Source organism: Streptomyces sp. NPDC029526 (assembly GCF_040637405.1).
Taxonomy (GTDB): Bacteria; Actinomycetota; Actinomycetes; order Streptomycetales; family Streptomycetaceae; genus Streptomyces.
This window is the reverse complement of the sequence record NZ_JBEZWE010000004.1, coordinates 194,714-213,198: the sequence shown is the minus strand read 5'-3', so window position 1 is coordinate 213,198 and position 18,485 is coordinate 194,714. Positions and strand designations below refer to the sequence as shown.

Genomic DNA, 18,485 nt, shown 5'->3' with positions numbered 1-18,485 from the left:
CCATCCGTGACGGAAGGCACCATCTCCACCGCTGCCGAGGGCACAGACACCCTGACCCGCCTGGAGCAGGAGGGTGAAATTGCCGCGGACTACCTGGAGGGTCTGCTCGACATCGCCGACCTCGACGGTGACATCGACATGGACGTCGAGGCCGACCGCGCCTCCGTATCGATCATCAGCGACACGGGCAGCCGTGATCTGCAGAAGCTGGTCGGCCGGGACGGTGAGGTGCTGGAGGCACTCCAGGAACTGACGCGGCTGGCCGTGCACCGGGAGACCGGCGACCGCAGCCGCCTGATGCTCGACATCGCCGAGTACCGGGCCAGGAAGCGGGCCGAGCTGTCCGAGCTCGGTGCCAAGGCCGCGGCGGACGCCAAGAGCAGCGGCGAGCCCGTGCGACTCGACCCGATGACGCCGTTCGAGCGCAAGGTCGTGCACGATGCGGTCAAGGCCGCCGGACTGCGCAGCGAGTCCGAGGGCGAGGAGCCGCAGCGCTTCGTCGTCGTGCTTCCCGCCTGATCGGATACATGCTCCACCGGCCCCGTCTGTAGCGCAGGCGGGGCCGGATTTTGTCAGCCTGATAGTTCGTGGTTCTGGTGTCGGCGCTCGATGTCGGCACGGTACGGAAGGACGGTTCCCCGTGACCGAGGCAGCGGAGCTTCCCCCCGCGCCCGAGCAGGCACGTGAGGTGTTCGGTGCCCGCTTCGCGGACGCGGTCCGGTACGCGGAGCTGCTCGCCGAGGCGGGTGTTCAGCGTGGTCTGATCGGCCCGAGAGAGGTGCCCCGTCTCTGGGAGCGCCATCTGCTGAACTGCGCCGTGCTCTCCGAGGTCGTCCCCGAGGGAGTGACCGTGTGCGACGTCGGGTCGGGCGCTGGCCTGCCCGGCATTCCCCTGGCGCTGGTCCGGGAAGACCTCAAGATCACGCTGCTGGAGCCGTTGCTGAGGCGCACCACCTTTCTCACCGAGGTGGTGGAACTGCTCGGGCTGGATCATGTCACGGTCGTGCGCGGCCGGGCGGAGGAGGTCATGGGCAAGATCCCTCCCGTGCACGTGGTGACTGCGCGTGCCGTGGCACCCCTCGACCGACTGGCCACCTGGGGGATCCCCTTGTTGCGGCCGTACGGGGAGATGCTGGCCCTCAAGGGGGACACCGCCGAGGAGGAACTGAAGAGCGCGGCGAGTGCGCTGAACAAGTTGGGGGCCGTGACGACCTCCATCGTGCACGTGGGTAACGGCCTGGTGGACCCCCTGTCGACGGTGGTGCGGGTGGAAGTGGGGGAGAGCCCCGGGGGCGTACGGTTCGCGGCGAAGCGCGCCAAGGCCGCCCGGACGGGTCGCACCCGTCGTCGGCGCGGATAAACACACAGCCCTGCCGCACGGGGCCAGAAGGGCTCCACCCACACTGCCGAACCGGCGTCCGCCGGAGTGTCGCGCCGATACGGCTCATGGCGCTGTGCATCGTGTTTCACGTGAAACGTCGCTCACTGCTGCACGGCATCATCAGTCGCGGCCGCGCTGCGGCCGAACCCCGCGACCGCAAACCTCTCGGTTCACTCGGAGAGGGTCCTGTTCCGGAGACCGCTCCGTCCCCCGTGAGGGGCACGGACATGTCCACAGAGGTGGATTTCTCCACAGAACGCCAGGCCTCACTGGTTCACGACCCCGAAGACATGGGAGGCTCTGTTCATTGCGAGCCTGAAGTCGAGGAGAGTGAATCCTTGCGGTCCGACGCCAACATCGCGGGACCGATGACCGATCCGGTCCCCGGTCCCCGTACCGAGTCGATGGGGGCGGATGTTTCACGTGAAACACCGCCGCCTATGGACGACACTCCCATCGGTCGTGCTGCTCAACTGGCAGTGGAGGCACTGGGACGCGCCGGTGAGGGCTTGCCACGGCCCGAGCAGACCCGCGTCATGGTGGTGGCCAACCAGAAGGGCGGCGTGGGTAAGACCACGACCACCGTCAACCTGGCCGCCTCGCTCGCCCTGCATGGTGCTCGTGTCCTGGTGGTGGACCTCGACCCGCAGGGCAACGCGTCCACCGCGCTCGGTATCGATCACCATGCCGAGGTTCCGTCGATCTACGACGTCCTGGTGGAGAGCAAGCCCCTGTCCGACGTCGTTCAGCCCGTCCCCGACGTCGAGGGACTCTTCTGCGCTCCTGCCACCATCGATCTCGCCGGTGCAGAGATCGAGCTGGTGTCCCTGGTCGCGCGGGAAAGCCGGCTGCAGCGGGCGATCCAGGCCTATGAGCAGCCGCTGGACTACGTCCTCATCGACTGCCCGCCGTCCCTGGGACTGCTCACGGTCAACGCGCTGGTGGCCGGGGAGGAAGTCCTCATCCCCATCCAGTGCGAGTACTACGCGCTCGAAGGGCTGGGGCAGTTGTTGCGCAACGTCGACCTGGTGCGGGGACATCTCAATCCCGCTCTGCACGTGTCGACGATCCTGCTCACCATGTACGACGGCCGGACCCGGCTCGCCTCCCAGGTCGCGGACGAGGTGCGCAGCCACTTCGGTGAGGAAGTGCTCCGGACCAGCATTCCGCGTTCGGTCCGCATCTCCGAGGCACCGAGCTATGGGCAGACGGTGCTGACCTACGATCCTGGATCGAGCGGTGCCCTCTCGTACCTCGAGGCGGCACGCGAGATCGCGCTGAGGGGCGTCGGCATCAGTTATGACGCGTCGCATGCCCACGTCGGCGCACAGCAGAACGATCCGAACATGGTGGAGGGCGTCCAGTGAGCGAGCGACGGAGGGGGTTGGGCCGCGGTCTCGGTGCCCTGATTCCTGCTGCCCCGACGGAGCGGAGCGTGCCTCCGCCCGCGGTGGGGGGCGGCGCATCGGGAGCGACAGGCGGGGCAGCGGCCGTGCTGCCGAACGAGCGAGGTGTCGCAGCGGCAAAGGTGGCCACCCTGTCCCCCGTTTCACGTGAAACGGAGGAGACGCGGACCCACTCGGCCGCTGAAGGATTCGCAGCGCCCGTCGGCGCGCACTTCGCCGAGATCCCGCTGGATTCGGTCACGCCGAACCCACGTCAGCCGCGGACCGTGTTCGACCCGGACGCTCTCGCGGAGCTCGTCACCTCGATCAAGGAAGTCGGGCTCCTCCAGCCGGTCGTCGTGCGGCAGACCGGTCCCGGCCAGTACGAGCTCATCATGGGTGAGCGGCGTTGGCGGGCGTGTCGGGAGGCCGGCCTGGAGAAGGTGCCGGCGATCGTCCGTGCCACGGAGGACGAGAAGCTCCTTCTGGACGCGCTGCTGGAGAACTTGCACCGTGCCCAGCTGAACCCGCTGGAAGAGGCGGCCGCCTACGACCAGCTGCTGAGAGACTTCAACTGCACCCACGACCAGTTGGCTGACCGCATCGGCCGTTCCCGGCCGCAGGTCTCCAACACGCTGCGGCTGCTGAAGCTCTCCCCCAGGGTGCAGAACCGGGTGGCTGCCGGGGTGCTCTCCGCAGGGCACGCGCGTGCTCTTCTCTCGGTGGAGGACAGCGAGGAGCAGGACCGGTTGGCTCACCGCATCGTGGCCGAGGGCCTTTCGGTGCGGGCGGTCGAGGAGATCGTGAACCTCATGGGTTCGCGGCCCCAGAAGGCCACGAAGGCCAAGGGTCCGCGCGCCGGCACGCGGGTCTCACCCGCGCTCACCGACCTGGCCACGCGTCTCTCGGATCGTTTCGAGACCCGGGTAAAGGTCGATCTGGGACAGAAGAAGGGCAAGATCACGGTCGAGTTCGCCTCCATGGAGGACCTCGAACGCATCCTCGGCACGCTGGCACCGGGGGAGGGACCTGTCCTGCAGAGGAGTCTCGTCGACGACGACTCGGTGGAACCGGAGTCCTGAGCAGCCACCGGCTGCCGTGACGTAGCCGACTGGGGCGGACCCTGTCCGGTGTATACCGGAACACGGTCCGCCCTTTGCTTTCCGCCGGTATCGACGGAAACGCATCATGGATACGATGCATTCGTATATGGCGCACTCACCCGGCAGCACGTCCGAGACCAAGGCAGGAGCCATGCGCATGACGAGCCGCACCCGGATGGTGAGCGCTTGGCTGGGGGTGGGAGCCGTAGGCGGATTCGTCGGCAGCTTGCTCAGGGAACGGAACGCTTTGGCAGCCGCCTGTGAGGCAGCAGGCGAGAAAAGCGAGGAACAGCCTTCATGGGGCGTCGGGTCGTACCGCTCACGCTGGACAACCTTCAGGACCTCCCCCAGCGCTGTCGCTCATGTGTCTTCTGGGAACTCGACCCCGTCAGCGGTGAGGCAGCCGTAAAAGCGGGTAAGTCCGCGCTCGAGAAGGAGGCGTGGATCTCGGCCGTTCTCCTGGAGTGGGGCTCCTGCGGCAGGGTCGTCTACGTGGACGATGTCCCCGTGGGGTTCGTGCTCTATGCCCCGCCCGCGTACGTTCCCCGTTCCACCGCGTTCCCCACGAGCCCTGTGTCACCGGACGCGGTGCAGCTGATGACCGCCATCATCGTGCCGGGCTACCAGGGGCAAGGGTTGGGACGGGTGATCGTGCAGACCGTGGCCAAGGATCTGCTGCGCCGGGGATTCAAGGCGATCGAGGCGTTCGGTGATGCCCGCTGGACGGAGCCGGCCTGTGTCCTGCCGGCCGACCATCTGCTGGCGGTGGGGTTCAAGACGGTACGGCAGCACCCGCGCCATCCGCGGCTGAGGCTTGAACTGAGGACGGCGCTCTCCTGGAAGGAAGATGTGGAGATGGCGCTCGACCGTTTGCTGGGTGCGGTGCAGAAGGAACCCGTCCTTCGGCCGCTCTGAGCCGACAACGTCTCCCTTGCTGAGCGACTCGTGCGAAAGGGCCGACCCGAAACGGGTCGGCCCTTTCGTGTTTCACGTGAAACATGCCGCCGCGGGGGCGGATCGCCGTCAAGCGGAGATGAAGGCCTCCAGGTCGCGGATGATCGCGGCCTTCGGCTTGGCGCCGACGATGGTCTTGGCGACCTCGCCCCGCTGGTACACGTTCAGGGTCGGGATGGACATCACGCCGTACTTGGCAGCCGTCCCCGGGTTCTCGTCGATGTTCAGCTTGACGACCTCGATCTTGTCTCCGTACTCGGCGGCGATCGCCTCGAGGGACGGAGCGATCTGGCGGCAGGGGCCGCACCAGGCGGCCCAGAAGTCCACCAGGACGGGCTTGTCGCTCTTGAGGACGTCCTGCTCGAAGGAAGCGTCGGTCACGTTCTTCAGGGTGCCTGCCACGGCGGGCTCCTTAACTGGTTGATGCGTGGTGGGTGATCAGACGGCGGCGGTCTTCTCGGGTTCGGCCTTCTCGCCGTCCGCGAGGGCGGCGAGGTAGCGCTCGGCGTCGAGGGCGGCGGCACAGCCCGTGCCGGCCGCCGTGATCGCCTGGCGGTAGGTGTGGTCGACCACGTCACCGGCACCGAAGACACCGCGAAGACTCGTGTGCGTGGAAGGCGCCTCGACCTTGAGGTAGCCCTCGCCGTCGAGCTCCAGCTGGCCCTTGAACAGCTCGGTGCGCGGGTCGTGGCCGATGGCGATGAACAGGCCGGTCACCGCCAGGTCCGACAGCTCGCCCGTCTTGACGTTGCGCAGCTTCAGCCCGGAGAGCTTCTGGTCGCCCTGGACCTCGGCGACCTCGCTGTCCCAGACGAACGAGATCTTCGGGTCGGCGAAGGCGCGCTCCTGCATCGCCTTGGAGGCGCGCAGGGTGTCCCGGCGGTGGACGACCGTCACGGACTTGGCGAAGCGCGAGAGGAAGGTGGCCTCCTCCATCGCGGTGTCGCCACCACCGATCACGGCGATGTCCTGGTCCTTGAAGAAGAAGCCGTCACAGGTGGCACACCAGGAGACACCACGGCCGGAGAGGGCGTCCTCGTTCGGCAGACCCAGCTTCCGGTGCTGGGAGCCGGTCGTGACGATGACGGCCTTCGCCCGGTGTACCGTGCCCGCCGTGTCGGTGACGGTCTTGATGTCACCGGACAGGTCGACGGCGACCACGTCGTCCGGAATGAGCTCGGCGCCGAAACGCTCGGCCTGAGCCCGCATGTTGTCCATGAGCTCGGGACCCAGGATGCCGTCCTGGAAGCCGGGGAAGTTCTCGACATCGGTGGTGTTCATCAGGGCACCACCGGCGGTGACGGCACCCTCGAACACGAGGGGCTTCAGCGACGCACGGGCGGTGTAGAGCGCTGCCGTGTAGCCGGCGGGCCCCGAGCCGATGATGATCACGTTACGGACGTCGCTCACGGCGTGTTTCCTCGTCTCTGTCTGCTTCGGTCGACCGGTGGTGGGAGCTTCTCGCAGGACTCTCACCCCGTCCAACGGATCCTACGGGGCGGGCATTCCCGCCGTGTCAGGGCACACGGAAGCGCCGCCGGGGGCGGGTCCGCGGAAGGTGGACACAGGGGTGCGGGGCCTCGGTGGCGACAAGGCGCAGCCGGCGCTCAACGCCGGGTGTAGGACTCCTTGAGCAGGACCTGGGCCGGGCCGGCCGATGGCCGGTCCACGCAGGTCGCTTCCATGATGTAGGCCCTGACCCGGCGCTGGTCGGCGGCATCGGGCAGCACCACGAGCAGAGCTTCCTTGCCCTGGAAGACCCCGGTCTCGGTGGCGAGGGCGTCGTCGTCCGTGCCGAGGCCCTCACGGACGCACTCCGGGACGGCGGGCTGCCTGAGGGTCCGAGGGCTCGCTCCGTTCGCTTCGGACTCGAGCCCGAAGGTGTTCGGAGAGCGGGACCCGGCGTCTGAGGGAGCACGCCGTCCCAGGAGCTCCGTCACCTGCTGTTCCAGCTCCCCCGCGGCGAAGGTGTCGGCGGCGGTCACCCCCTGGTCCCCTTCCGCGCTCCCGGTGTCGTCGAGTGAGGACAGGAAGACCGAGCCGAGGCCCAGAGCGGCGACGGTGAACGCGGTGCCCAGTACGGCGATTCGACGCCGTCCTCGGCGGGTGGTGCCGGGGCGACGGCTGCCGCGACCCGGCCCGGTCGTCGAGATCCGGGCCCTCCCGGCAGGCCGGTCAGACGGTGCGGCCGATGTTTCACGTGAAACATCTGCGTCGGACACATCAGCGTCTGACACCTCAGCGTCGTGGTCGTCGGGCGACGGGAGCGCAGCACCGGCCTCTTCAGCGGGCGTCCGGCGCTCCGTGCCCGTGGCACTGAGCCGGGCTTCGACAGCGAGCGCCGCATCGATGCGCTGGGCGACGTCATCGGGCATGCGAGGGGGTTCGGGCAACGCGCCGAGCAGACCCCGGACCTCCTCGAGGGAGGCGTGCATGCCGGCGCAGAGTTCGCACTCGTCCAGGTGTCGCTGCACGGTGGTGGTGCGGTCCGGCGGAAGCAGGCCTTCGGTGAGGTCGGAGATCTCGGCGACGTCCGGGTGCTCCGTCCTGTGCGCTCTCGACGTCACGCTCGCCCACCTCCGCCCTTCACTGCAGCCGGGTCATTCGGTCCGCTCTCCCGCGGAACCGCTTGCCGCGGCTCCGCCGAGGATGGGACGGACGGACCTCGCGTCCGGTTCCCTCCGCCGGCCCCGCTGCCGGCTTCACCGGTCGTGTCGGAGCGGAGGTGAGTGAGCAGCGGCAGCAGCCTGGCCCGGCCCCTGGCGCAGCGGCTCTTCACGGTGCCGGCGGGGACATCCAGGATGCGGGCGGCTTCGGCGACCGGATACCCCTGCATGTCCACGAGGACGAGAGCCGCCCGCTGATCGTGCGGGAGGGTGGCCATCGCCTCGATGAGCTGGCGGTGCAGGTCGTTGCGTTCCGCGGGGGCCGAGGCGGACTCGTGCGGCTCCAGCAGCTGCTCCAGCCGCTCGGTGTCCTCGACCGGTGAGGTCTTGCGTGAGGCGGCCTTGCGGACACGGTCGAGGCAGGCGTTGACCGTGATCCGGTGCAGCCAGGTGGTGACCGCCGACTGGCCCCGGAAGGAGTGCGCGGCCCGATAGGCGGAGACGAGGGCGTCCTGGACGGCATCCGCGGCTTCCTCACGGTCTCCCAGGGTCCGCAGCGCCACGGCCCACAACCGGTCGCGGTGCCGGCGCACCAGCTCACCGAAGGCGTCGGGGTCGCCTTTCACGTGGCGGGAGAGCAGGTCCCGGTCGCTCGCTTCGCGGTTCGCGGTGCCGTCCGCCATCGGGCCCCTCCCCCCTCGGTGAGACGTCAGCCGGTGAACTTCAGGTCGGTGATGGCCTGCTTGTAACCGGGCTCACTGTAGGCGTCTCCGGGCGCCGACGGCAGGGCGGTCAGCCAGACCAGCACGTAGCGGGTCTTGACCGGCTTGTCGACCTTCACCGTGGCCTCACCGCCGCTCGTCGTCTCGGTCCCCAGCTTCTTCATCGAGCTGATCGGGGTGGACGAGCCCGGGGAGTCGGTCGCGTAGAGGGTGATCGTGGTGTGCGGGCCCTGGTGCAGCAGGCCGATCGAGGACGACGTCACCGACTGCTCGGATCCGAGGTCGTAGACGATTCCGACACCGGGCTTGTAGGCCGGATTCATGTCCGGCCCCTCCCGGTAGGTCTTGGTGCGCCAGTAGGTCGACCTGTCGCCGTCGTAGGTGTTGCCGACATCTCCGGGCGCCTGGGCCGCGCCCTTGGCCACGTATTCCTGGGCCCCCTGGATGGCGAGCGGCTTGACGGGCCGGGGCTGCTGACCGCCCTTCTCGTCGCCGTCCGTCGTCTGGGTCTTGTTCGGATCGTCGGACGCGCTGCCCTGGTCCATCAGGGCGTCCGCCAACTGCCAACTGCCCAGCCCGAGTGCGGCGATCAGCAGGGCCGACACGGCCCACTTCAGCGCCTTGCCGGTGCGGCTCTGCAGCGGGGGCGGAGGGGTGGGTACGGGCGGCGCGACATGGGGGTGCGGAGCGGGGCGCCCGTAGGTGCCCTGCTGGTAGGTCGTGCGCTGGTAGTCCGGAGGGGTCGTGAACGCGGGCTCCGGGGGACGGATGCGGGGCATCTCGCCGATCGCCTTCACCAGCTCCTCGGGGGTGGTGCAGGCGGCTTCGTGACGGGAGGCGGTGGCCCCGTCGTTGGCCAGCGCGCGCATGGCCAGTTCGGACAAGCCGCGATGCACGCCGGCCCGCACCTGGTCGGGCGGGAGCAGGCCCACGTCCTTGGGCAGTCCGGTGAGGCCGTAGGCATCGCTCTCGTACGGCCAGCGCTGGGTGATCGAGGCGTAGAGGAGGGCACCGATGGACTCGGTGTCGGTGCGCTGCGGGGTGTCGGAGGAGACACCTCGCAGCGCCGCGTTCACGGCGAGGCCGCGGATGCGCCACTGGCCGGTGGACGTGCGCAGGACGGAGTTGGGGTTGAGACGGAGGTGGGACAGGCCCTCGCGGTGGGCCGCGGCCATGGCGGAGGAGACTTGGCTGACCATCTGGTAGGCGTCGTACACCTCCAGGGGGCCGGCGGCGAGCAGAGTGGTCAGCTCGGTGGCGTCGGGGAGCCATTCGTGGACGACGTAGACGACGTCGTTCTCCTCGACGGCGTCCAGGACCTGCACGAAGCGAGGGTCACCGAGCAGGGCGGAGGATCGGGCCGCGGCCAGGACGGAGCGGGCTCGCGCATGGTCGGCGGGCAGGATGTGCACGCCGACGGCTCGGCGGAGCTTCTCGTCGACGGCGCGCCAACTGCTGAACCCGTCCAGACGGGTGACGCACTCCTCGAGGCGGTAGCGTCTGGCCAGCTTGTGACCGCTGTGCAGTTCGGGCGGCGAGGTCTTCCCGGAACCGTCGGTCCCGGTGTTCTCCTGTGCCTCGTCGCTGTCCGTGTCCTGCTCCCGGTTCTTGGCCACCCCGTCGGCCGTGGACTGGTCCGCCTGCGCGGTCAGCGACTCCTCGCCGCTGTTGTCTGCCACGTCGACGGCAGCTGTGCTCCGATCCGCCACCGTCGTTCCCTGCCTCCCCATTCATTGCGCGTCGGTCGGCGTCCGTCGCGCGCATCCGACGCCGACACCAATTGTGCCCACAGTCCGCCGCTATGCACGACACACGGCGGACGACGATGGTTGTGCGCCTACCCCCCGCTTCAGCGTCCCAGGCGTCCGCGGACCATTCCGACCAACGAGTTGAGTTCCTCGATGCGCATCCGGCGGGCCGCGACGAAGAAGACTCCCAGCAGCACGGCCCCGCCGACCAGGATGGCGGCGAACGAACCCGCGGCTCCCTGGCCGATCGCCTGGCTGATGCCGTAACAGACGGCACCGCTGAGCAGGGCGGCCGGGACCGAGGCGATGCACAGGCGCGCGTAGGTGCGCAGCACCCGGGCGCCGTCCAGGTCCCCGCCCAGCCGGGAGCGCAGCCGTCGCCAGGCGACTCCCACACCGACCGCGTAGGCGGCGCCGTAGGAGGCGGCCATGCCGACCACGGCCCAGCGGGCCGGAAGCACCAGGAAGCACGCCACCGCGGCGGCCGCGTTCACGGCGGCCACGATCACGGTGTTGTAGAAGGGGGTTCGGGTGTCCTCGTAGGCGTAGAAGGCACGCAGGACGACGTACTGCACGGAGTAGGGGATCAGGCCGAGGCCGAAGGCCATCAGCATGTACCCCATGTTGGTGGCCTCGGAGGTGCCCGAGGACCCGAACATCAGGGTGCACATCGGGATGCCGAGGGCGATGAAGCCGAAGGCGATCGGCACGATGGCGACCGCGGTGGTGCGCAGTCCCTGGGAGATGTCGTCGCGGACGGCGCCGCCGTCCTCCTCGGCGGCCGAGCGGGAGATGCGGGGCAGCAGGGCGGCCATCAGGGAGACGGTGATGATGGCCTGCGGCAGACCCCAGATGAGCTGGGCGTTGGCGTAGGCGGCGAAGCCGGTTCCCTCGACCCCGGAGTCCAGACCGGACGCGGTGGACAGCTGCGTGACGACCAGGGCGCCCGCCTGGTTGGCCAGGACGAACAGGATGGTCCACTTGGCGAGCATGGCGGCCTTGCCGAGGCCGTGGCCCTTCCAGTCGAACCGGGGACGGATGCGGAAACCGGTCTCCCGCAGGTACGGGATCATGGCCAGGGCCTGGACGACGAGTCCGAGCAGGACGCCCAGGCCGAGGAGCCGCTGGCCCTCCGGGGGGATGTTGGAGACGTTCATCCGGGAGTCGGCGGCAGTGCCGTAGACGTAGATGAAGACGCCGAGCGTCACGATGATGACGATGTTGTTGAGGACCGGGGTCCACATCATGGCGCCGAACCGGCCGCGGGCGTTGAGGATCTGACCCATCACCACGTGGACGCCCATGAAGAAGATCGAGGGCAGGAAGTAGCGGGTGAAGGTGACGGCGACCTCGTTGGCCGCCGGGTCCGTCGCGACCGGGTTCGACAGGGCGCGCACCAGCAGGGGCGCGGCGAACCAGGCGAGGGCGGTCAGTGCGGCCAGAGCCACCATCACCAGGGTCAGCAGGCGGTTGGCGTACGCCTCCCCACCGTCCTCGTCGTCCTTCATGGCCCGCACGAGCTGCGGGACGAACACGGAGTTCAGTCCACCGCCGACCGTGAGGATGTAGATCATCGTCGGCAGCTGGTAGGAGACCTGGAACGAGTCACCGAGGAGGCCCAGTCCCAGCGCGGAGACGATCAGTGCCGAGCGGACGAAGCCCGTCAGCCGGGACACCATCGTGCCCGCCGCCATCACGGCGCTGGACTTCAGCAGTCCTCCCGCCTTGCCCGCCTTCTTCGGGGCGGGCTCGGGCGTCTCGGACGACTGGGGTGCTTCGGCGGCCGGCGGAGGGGTGGCCCCGGCGTAGTGACCCGGCGTCGAGACCGGGGCCGGTACTCCGGCGGGCTGCTCGACGCGGTGACTGCTCTCCGCCGGGTGGGCGGCGTGGTCGTGCCGCGGCTCCTGCGGGTACGCGGCACCATACTGCCCGGGGACGGAACCGCTGTGCTGCTGATCGCGGAAGAGGTGCGCGAACGCGTCGGGCCCCTGCTCCCGTTCCCGGTCGCCGCCCACCAGGTCGTCGACGCCCACGTACTGCGTGGTGCGCGGGTCGTCGCCGTGCGGCAGGAACTGGGTGGGGCCGTCCGGCTCGGGCGCCGGGGTCCGCGCCCACACCCGGGGATCGGGCGCGTGCGGCGGCTGCGGCGGCTGCCCGTACAGCGGCTGCGGCGGCGGGTAGCTGCCCGGAGGCGGCGGCGGGTGCGCGGCGCGGTCGTAGAGCGCCTCGTCGACCGGGTCCTGCGCGGCCATGTCCCGCGCCCGGTAGGGGTCCTGGTCGTAGGCGTCCTGGAGGTAGGTGTCCGCGGGTGGCTGCGTCACCTGGTCGTGCCCGGGCGGCGGACCCTCGGGGCGGTCCGGCTCGGGATGTCCCGAGCTGCCCGCGGCACCGCCGCGGTCACCGTCGTACGGCGCGTTCATGGTTACCCCACCTCATCGTCCCGGGCCCACCGGCCACGACATCCTCAACGGTCCACTCTCTCACCCGTGCCGGACGGGTCCTGGCTTTCCGATGCGGTGTCCGGGGCGGGGTCACCCGCCTGCGGGGCGTCTGCCCCCGGGCCGGTGTCCGCCTCCTCCGTGAGACGCGCGTCGGGTGCCGTCGGGTTCTGCGGATCGTCCCCGTCCTCGGGCGGGCCGTCCGCTCCGCCACCCTCGGGGCCGCGGGCGGCTGCCCGCTTGCGCTGGGTGTACATGCGGAATCCGGCCAGGACGAGGAGCAGCACTCCGCCGCCGATGACCAGCATCACCGTGGCGGTGATCTCGGTGACCTTCACATCGAACACGACGGGCCCGCCGTACGGCCGGCCGTCCTCGGTGTACAGCTGGGCGACCACGGTGGCCCGGCCGTTGGCGTTGGCGGACGTGGTGAACTTCACCGACTGGCTGTGGCCCCCGGAGACCGTGACGGGCTGCTCCTGGTAGGCGTCCCCGCCGATCTCCAGACGCGTCGGATTGGTCGAGCTGAGCCGCAGCACCAAGTTCTCGACGCCCTGCACCAGGTTGTTCTGGACGGTCACGGGGATGGTGGCGCTGCGGCCGGAGAGCTTCGTCTCCGACTTGTCGATCAGTTTCACCTGGTCGATCAGGACGTCCAGGTACGCCTCGACACCGCTCCGGTACGTCGCTGCCTCCGCGACCCGGCCGCGCCACGACGCGGACATGGCCCGGTTCAGGGCACGCCCGAACGGAGTCACCACCCTGGAGCGGTCGGACAGGATCACGTTGAACTTGTCGAGTTTGCCCTGTGTCCGCGCGATCTGTTCGTAGGCGGCGCGCGGCAGCTCCTGCTTGCGCAGCGAGGAGGGGTACGCGCCGGCCGGGGGAACCCGGGTGGAGGCGGCCGGGTCCGGCTTCGCCCGGGCAGCGGTGGTGAGGTCCTGGGCCTGCGTCCAGGTGCCCTCCTGCAGCGCCTTCAGGGCCTCGGCCATGGTCTGGGCCTGGCTCGCCGACGGCGTGCGCTGCGGTGCGACCACGATGCTGCGGTCCTTGCCGGTCTGGAGGCCGAGCGTCAGGGTCTGTGCCAGGAAGCGCTGTGTGGCGAGGGTCGAGGCGGAAGCCTTGGTCAGGTCGCCCCGGAAGGCCGTGGACAGCGTGGCGTCCGCGACGACCGCGGTGGTGCCGCCGCCGATGGGGCGGGCCGCGGAGGGGGTGTACGACAGGCCTGCGGACTCCTTGAGGCTGTCGCTGCGGGTGATGATCTTGTCAGCGCCGGCCGACGTCGCCACCTTGATGACGGAGGGGTCGACGGCCCCGTCGACGGGCCAGGCGAAGTCCGTGGTCGGCTTCACGTGCAGAATCGGCTCGACCGTGTTCACGACGACGTCGGTGGCTTCCTTGAGGTGCTTCAGCGAGCCGCCGACCGAGGTGCCGTTGTGGGCGAGCGAGGCGAGGTCCGGATCGCCGAAGGGCAGTGCGACCACTTCGTCACCGGCCACGGCCTTCTGCACCGCGGCCAGCCACCGCTTGGCGACCGCCTGGTTGCGGCCGGGCACGGTGGTGTCGCCCTCTCCCCGGACTTCGTACCGTTCGGTCATGGCATCGACCGAGGCCAGCAGGTCGGGGTCGACGACCCAGGTGACGTCCAGGTCCTTGCCCAGCGCCACCATGCGGTCGAGGCGGCCGCCGGGCGAGATCTCCTTGGCGAGCCTGTCGTCGCGGAAGACGGGCGTCTGCTGTTCGTCCGACCCGGTCTCCGCCGTCATGTGGGTCGACGAGATGAGCGGCCACAGCACGGTCGTCCGCGTCCTGGGGTCGGTTTCCTCCGGCTGCCAGGGCAGGAAGGTCCGCTGCATGCCGAGGATGCGCTGCCAGGGCTGCGCGGATGTCTCGCCGGTGAGCGACACGGCCAGCTGGTAGACGCCGTCCTCTCCCAGGTCGAGCTTGTCGACCGGGACGGAGATGCGGAACGGCTGCGAGACACCGGGCGTGAGCCTGGAGAGCTTCGCGGTGTACTTGCCGCCGAGTTCCTGCCCGGCCGGGCTCAGGATGTCTGTGCTGTTCCTGGCGACTGTCTCGATGCCCGAGCGGGTGGTGAGCATCGGGCCGACCCGCAGTCCCACGTGAGCGTCGGTGACGGCCTGACGGCCCTTGTTGGTCACGGTGCCCGTCACGGTGACGGTGTCGCCCTCCCCCGGCACGCTGGGGGTGAGCCCGTCCACGGCGACCGCGACCGACCCGGTGTCCGTGGCGGCCCGTGGGGCCTCCTGGCCGGCGGCGTCCGCGGAAGGCGGTGAGGCCCACTGCAGGAGTCCGGTCAGCGCGAGCACGGTGGCGAGGAGGACCCCGGTGCGCCGCCGCCGGTGGCGGGCAGGTGAGGGAGGGGTCCCCTGGAAGTCTGCCGCCTCGGCCACGCGCTCGCCCGTCCCTCGTCGTCGTCAGTGGTCGTCGGAATGTGCGTCCCCGCATGGTAACGATGCGCGCTGAGGGGAGGTGCCGCGGATCGGCATCCAAGATCGCGGACGGTACCCTGTCGTCCGCTGTGCCGCCGTATGGCCGGAGTGTGGTCCGGCGTCGCCGGAGCGATGCTTGTGCGGGTTGGGTGCGGGATGTCCGGGGACGGACGCGATGGGGGCGCCCCGGGCAGTCCTGGCCACGTACTCTTTTCTGTTGTGCCGAACGCCAATGAAGAAACCCGTGTCCTGAGTCAGGTGCAGCGCCCCGAGACGGACGAGCCGTTGCAGGTCGCCCCTGTCGCCGACGACCTCGCCCGCCGTTTCCAGGAGGCCGGATTCTCCCTGGCCCTGGTCGGCGGATCGGTCCGGGACGCCTTGCTGGGACGGCTCGGCAACGACCTGGACTTCACGACCGATGCCCGTCCCGAGGACGTGCTGAGGATCGTCCGGCCCTGGGCGGACGCGGTCTGGGAGGTGGGGATCGCCTTCGGCACGGTCGGCGCGCAGAAGGACGGCTACCAGATCGAGGTCACCACCTACCGTTCCGAGGCGTACGACCGGACCTCACGCAAGCCGGAGGTGTCCTACGGCGACTCCATCGAGGACGATCTCGTCCGCCGTGACTTCACGGTAAACGCGATGGCACTCGCTCTGCCGGAGCGGACCTTCATCGACCCGCACGACGGACGGGGGGATCTCGCCCAGCGGCTGCTCAGGACGCCGGGCACCCCGGAGCAGAGCTTCTCGGACGATCCGCTGCGGATGATGCGGGCCGCCCGGTTCGCCGCCCAGCTCGACTTCGATGTGGCCCCCGAGGTGATCGAGGCCATGAAGGAGATGGCCGACCGCATCGGGATCGTGTCCGCCGAGCGGGTGCGGGACGAGTTGAACAAGCTGATCCTCTCCCCCCACCCCCGTAAGGGACTGACCCTGCTCGTCGACACCGGTCTGGCCGGCCATGTCCTCCCCGAGCTGCCTGCTCTGCGCCTGGAGAGTGATGAGCACCACCGGCACAAGGACGTCTACGAGCACACGTTGATCGTGCTGGAGCAGGCGATGGCGCTGGAGGACGACGGCCCCGACCTGACGCTCCGCCTGGCGGCTCTCCTGCACGACATCGGCAAACCCCGCACGCGCCGTTTCGAGAAGGACGGCAGGGTCTCGTTCCATCACCACGAGGTGGTCGGGGCGAAGATGACCAAGAAGCGCATGACGGCACTCAAGTACTCCAACGAGCTCGTCAAGGACGTGTCGCGGCTGGTGGAACTCCACCTGCGCTTCCATGGCTACGGCACGGGAGAGTGGACCGACTCCGCCGTGCGTCGCTACGTCCGCGACGCCGGGCCGTTGCTTGACCGACTGCACAAGCTGACGCGCTCCGACTGCACCACGCGCAACCGGCGCAAGGCCGCCGCGCTGTCGCGGGCCTACGACGGACTGGAGGAGCGGATCGCTCAACTGCAGGAGCAGGAGGAGTTGGACGCGATCCGGCCGGATCTCGACGGGAACCAGATCATGCAGATCCTGGACCTCAAGCCGGGGCCGGCGGTGGGGCAGGCGTACAAGCACCTGCTGGAGCTGCGCCTGGAGCACGGGCCCATGGAGCACGAGGCCGCCGTCGCGGCTCTCAAGGAATGGTGGGCCGCTCAGCAGGGCTGAACGTGAAAGGTGGTCGTGTTTCACGTGAAACACGACCACCTTCAGGTGGGTCTCGTCTCCATGGGCGGTGATGTTTCACGTGAAACATCACCGCCCATGGAGGGCGTCAAGGCCCTTACTTGATGTCCTTGAGGCAGAGGACCACCTCGTGGCCGCCGCCGGTCTGGTAGTAGGCGATGGGCGCGTCAGGAACCGTCTTGCACTTGTCACTGTCGCTGGTGCCGTCGAACTTCTCGACGACCTTGTACTCGGCGTCACCGGAGGAGCAGTCGACGGACTTGAGGTCCGGCTTGAACTGGGTGCCCTCGTTCTGCATGCAGCTGCCCACCGAGGTCGTCTCGGCGTCGGACTTGTTCCACTGCCACTTGACCACGCCGATGACGATGGCGATGGCTATGACCGCGACGACGCGCAGCAGCTTCTTGTTGAAGCGTCCGCCCGAGGGCGGCGGCGGAACGGGTGCTCCCGGCGGCGGGAACCCGGGCTGACCGGCCTGAGGGAACCCCGGCTGACCGGCCTGCTGCGGGAATCCACCCTGGGGCGGCTGCGGAGCCTGGCCCTGCGGCGGCTGGCCCTGGGCGAACGGGTTGCCCTGGGGCGGCGGAGTGGTCACTTGGGGGTCCCCCTCGAACTCGAAAAAGCCTCGCGCGGCGTGAACTGCGCGCGAGTCAAGACGCCCGTAAGCTACCTGGCCCCACTGACATCCCAAGGGTCCCGTGGGGCTCTGTGGCACTGATGTGACACTTACTGACGGTCAAAACGGGTGATAGCCGCCGCAACTGTGCCGTAGATAACGGCGATCGTTACCACCAGCGGGACCGACCTGCCGTCCGGCGGGAGCATCAGGGCGGCCACGCCGGCGGCTCCGACGAACGCGACATTGAAAAGCACGTCGTAGACCGAGAAGATCCGGCCACGGAACGCGTCCTCGACCGTCGACTGCACGATGGTGTCCGTGGCGATCTTCGCTCCCTGGGTGGTCAGTCCCAGGACGAACGCTCCCGCCAGCAGGGGGCCCGTGGCGAAGGGAAGGCCGAGGGCGGGCACCAGGACCGCGGCCACCGCGGAGCACACCAGGATCCATCGCCCCGGCCCGAGGCGCCCCGCGGCCCATGGAGTCAGCACCGCCGCCGCGAAGAAGCCGGCGCCGGAGACACCCAGAGCCGTCCCGAGCAGCGCCAGCCCATCGTCCGTGGACGAGGTCAGGGCGTACCGGCAGAGCATCAGCACCATGACGAGCATGGCGCCGTAGCAGAACCGCATCAGTGCCATCGCCGTCAGAGCGCGGGCCGCCTCCCTGCGCTCCGGGGCGGCGAGGTGGCGGACGCCCGCCACCAGGTCGCGGGCGCACTCCCGGAGGGCGGTGCCGAGCCGCGAGGGAGCGGCGGCACGATCCGGGCCCAGCAGGTCCTTGGCGATCCGCAGTGAGGCCAGAGCCGCACAGAGGTAGAGCGCGGCGCCCACCAGGACCACCGCGGCGTCCGAGTCGGCGACGAGCAGGCGGACCAGGAAGGCCAGCCCACCGCCGGCGGTCGCGGCCAGGGTCCCCGCGGTCGGGGAGAGGGAGTTGGCGACGACCAGCCGCTCGGCGTCGACCACCCGCGGGAGAGCCGCCGACAGCCCGGCCAGGACGAACCGGTTCACGGCCGTGACGCACAGCGCGGCGGCGAAGAGGAAACCGTCCGGGACCCGGCCGAGGATGAGGAGAGCGGTCGCGCAGGCCATCAGCGCGCGCAGGAGGTTGCCGTGCAGGAAGACCTGCCGTCGGCGCCACCGGTCCAGGAACGCCCCGGCAAACGGTCCCACCAGGGAGTACGGCAGCAACAGCACCGCCATCGCCGAGGCGATCGCCGCGGCCGACGTCTGCCGCTCGGGCGAGAACACGACATAGGCGGCGAGCGCCACCTGGAAGACGCCGTCGGCGCCCTGGGAGAGGAGCCGGACCGCGAGCAGACGTCGGAAACCCTGGAAGCGCAGGAGTACGCGCAGGTCACGGACGACGGCCATGGGGGACAGCCTCACACAGAAGAAGG

Annotated in this window: 15 protein-coding genes; 6 read left to right on the top strand and 9 right to left on the bottom strand. The window is 69.6% G+C overall.

Annotated features, from left to right (window positions below; translation table 11 throughout):
- Positions 1-6 precede the first annotated feature (6 nt).
- The 5 genes from AB0F01_RS13830 to AB0F01_RS13810 all read left to right on the top strand — a co-directional run bounded on the left by AB0F01_RS13830 (position 7) and on the right by AB0F01_RS13810 (position 4,784).
- Complete coding sequence (locus AB0F01_RS13830; RefSeq protein WP_362094014.1) at positions 7-519, top strand: R3H domain-containing nucleic acid-binding protein; 513 nt, start codon at positions 7-9, stop codon at positions 517-519.
- 121 nt (positions 520-640) lie between these two features.
- A complete protein-coding gene (gene rsmG / locus AB0F01_RS13825) occupies positions 641-1,360 on the top strand; it encodes a 16S rRNA (guanine(527)-N(7))-methyltransferase RsmG (protein WP_362094011.1) in 720 nt (239 codons plus the stop codon).
- 311 nt (positions 1,361-1,671) lie between these two features.
- Positions 1,672-2,748: a ParA family protein gene (locus AB0F01_RS13820; RefSeq protein WP_362094410.1), complete on the top strand. Its 1,077-nt coding sequence runs from the start codon at positions 1,672-1,674 to the stop codon at positions 2,746-2,748.
- Positions 2,745-3,848, top strand: a complete 1,104-nt coding sequence (locus AB0F01_RS13815; protein ID WP_362094008.1) for a ParB/RepB/Spo0J family partition protein — start codon at positions 2,745-2,747, stop codon at positions 3,846-3,848. Before AB0F01_RS13820 ends, AB0F01_RS13815 begins: the two co-directional genes overlap by 4 nt.
- Before the next feature lie 318 nt (positions 3,849-4,166).
- Positions 4,167-4,784 (top strand): GNAT family N-acetyltransferase, encoded by a 618-nt coding sequence (locus AB0F01_RS13810; RefSeq protein ID WP_362094005.1) that lies wholly within the window; start codon positions 4,167-4,169, stop codon positions 4,782-4,784.
- Between the two features lie 108 nt (positions 4,785-4,892).
- Here AB0F01_RS13810 and trxA read toward each other — a convergent pair whose 3' ends face one another.
- From trxA to AB0F01_RS13775, 7 genes are all read right to left on the bottom strand, one after another.
- Complete coding sequence (gene trxA / locus AB0F01_RS13805) at positions 4,893-5,225, bottom strand: thioredoxin (RefSeq protein ID WP_362094003.1); 333 nt, start codon at positions 5,223-5,225, stop codon at positions 4,893-4,895.
- A gap of 36 nt (positions 5,226-5,261) precedes the next feature.
- Positions 5,262-6,233 carry a thioredoxin-disulfide reductase gene (trxB, locus tag AB0F01_RS13800; protein WP_362094001.1) on the bottom strand — a complete coding sequence of 324 codons (972 nt, stop codon included), beginning with the start codon at positions 6,231-6,233 and terminating at the stop codon, positions 5,262-5,264.
- A 197-nt stretch (positions 6,234-6,430) separates the two neighbouring features.
- Positions 6,431-7,390, bottom strand: coding sequence for a hypothetical protein (locus AB0F01_RS13795; RefSeq protein ID WP_362093998.1), 960 nt, complete (start codon positions 7,388-7,390; stop codon positions 6,431-6,433).
- Positions 7,387-8,112, bottom strand: a complete 726-nt coding sequence (gene sigM, locus AB0F01_RS13790; RefSeq protein WP_362093995.1) for an RNA polymerase sigma factor SigM — start codon at positions 8,110-8,112, stop codon at positions 7,387-7,389. The genes AB0F01_RS13795 and sigM overlap by 4 nt, the downstream gene beginning before the upstream one ends.
- A gap of 26 nt (positions 8,113-8,138) precedes the next feature.
- Positions 8,139-9,860, bottom strand: coding sequence for a protein kinase family protein (locus AB0F01_RS13785; protein ID WP_362093993.1), 1,722 nt, complete (start codon positions 9,858-9,860; stop codon positions 8,139-8,141).
- A 140-nt stretch (positions 9,861-10,000) separates the two neighbouring features.
- Positions 10,001-12,319, bottom strand: coding sequence for a murein biosynthesis integral membrane protein MurJ (gene murJ, locus AB0F01_RS13780; RefSeq protein ID WP_362093990.1), 2,319 nt, complete (start codon positions 12,317-12,319; stop codon positions 10,001-10,003).
- Between the two features lie 44 nt (positions 12,320-12,363).
- Positions 12,364-14,751 (bottom strand): DUF6049 family protein, encoded by a 2,388-nt coding sequence (locus AB0F01_RS13775; protein ID WP_362093989.1) that lies wholly within the window; start codon positions 14,749-14,751, stop codon positions 12,364-12,366.
- A 258-nt stretch (positions 14,752-15,009) separates the two neighbouring features.
- Between AB0F01_RS13775 and AB0F01_RS13770 the strand changes: the two genes are divergently transcribed.
- A complete protein-coding gene (locus AB0F01_RS13770) occupies positions 15,010-16,452 on the top strand; it encodes a CCA tRNA nucleotidyltransferase (protein WP_362093986.1) in 1,443 nt (480 codons plus the stop codon).
- Between the two features lie 115 nt (positions 16,453-16,567).
- On the opposite strand, the gene AB0F01_RS13765 is transcribed toward AB0F01_RS13770, so the two are convergent.
- Both AB0F01_RS13765 and AB0F01_RS13760 read right to left on the bottom strand, forming a co-directional pair.
- Positions 16,568-17,065, bottom strand: coding sequence for a hypothetical protein (locus AB0F01_RS13765; RefSeq protein WP_362093985.1), 498 nt, complete (start codon positions 17,063-17,065; stop codon positions 16,568-16,570).
- 131 nt (positions 17,066-17,196) lie between these two features.
- Positions 17,197-18,459, bottom strand: coding sequence for an MFS transporter (locus AB0F01_RS13760; RefSeq protein ID WP_362093983.1), 1,263 nt, complete (start codon positions 18,457-18,459; stop codon positions 17,197-17,199).
- Positions 18,460-18,485: the final 26 nt, after the last annotated feature.

What these genes read in the sequence shown, in the direction of transcription:
- AB0F01_RS13810 (WP_362094005.1), top strand. Translation starts at nt 4,167, where the DNA reads ATGGGGCGTCGGGTCGTACCGCTCACGCTGGACAACCTTCAGGACCTC.
- AB0F01_RS13820 (WP_362094410.1), top strand. Translation starts at nt 1,672, where the DNA reads ATGGGAGGCTCTGTTCATTGCGAGCCTGAAGTCGAGGAGAGTGAATCC.
- AB0F01_RS13760 (WP_362093983.1), bottom strand. Translation starts at nt 18,459, where the DNA reads ATGGCCGTCGTCCGTGACCTGCGCGTACTCCTGCGCTTCCAGGGTTTC.
- sigM (WP_362093995.1), bottom strand. Translation starts at nt 8,112, where the DNA reads ATGGCGGACGGCACCGCGAACCGCGAAGCGAGCGACCGGGACCTGCTC.
- murJ (WP_362093990.1), bottom strand. Translation starts at nt 12,319, where the DNA reads ATGAACGCGCCGTACGACGGTGACCGCGGCGGTGCCGCGGGCAGCTCG.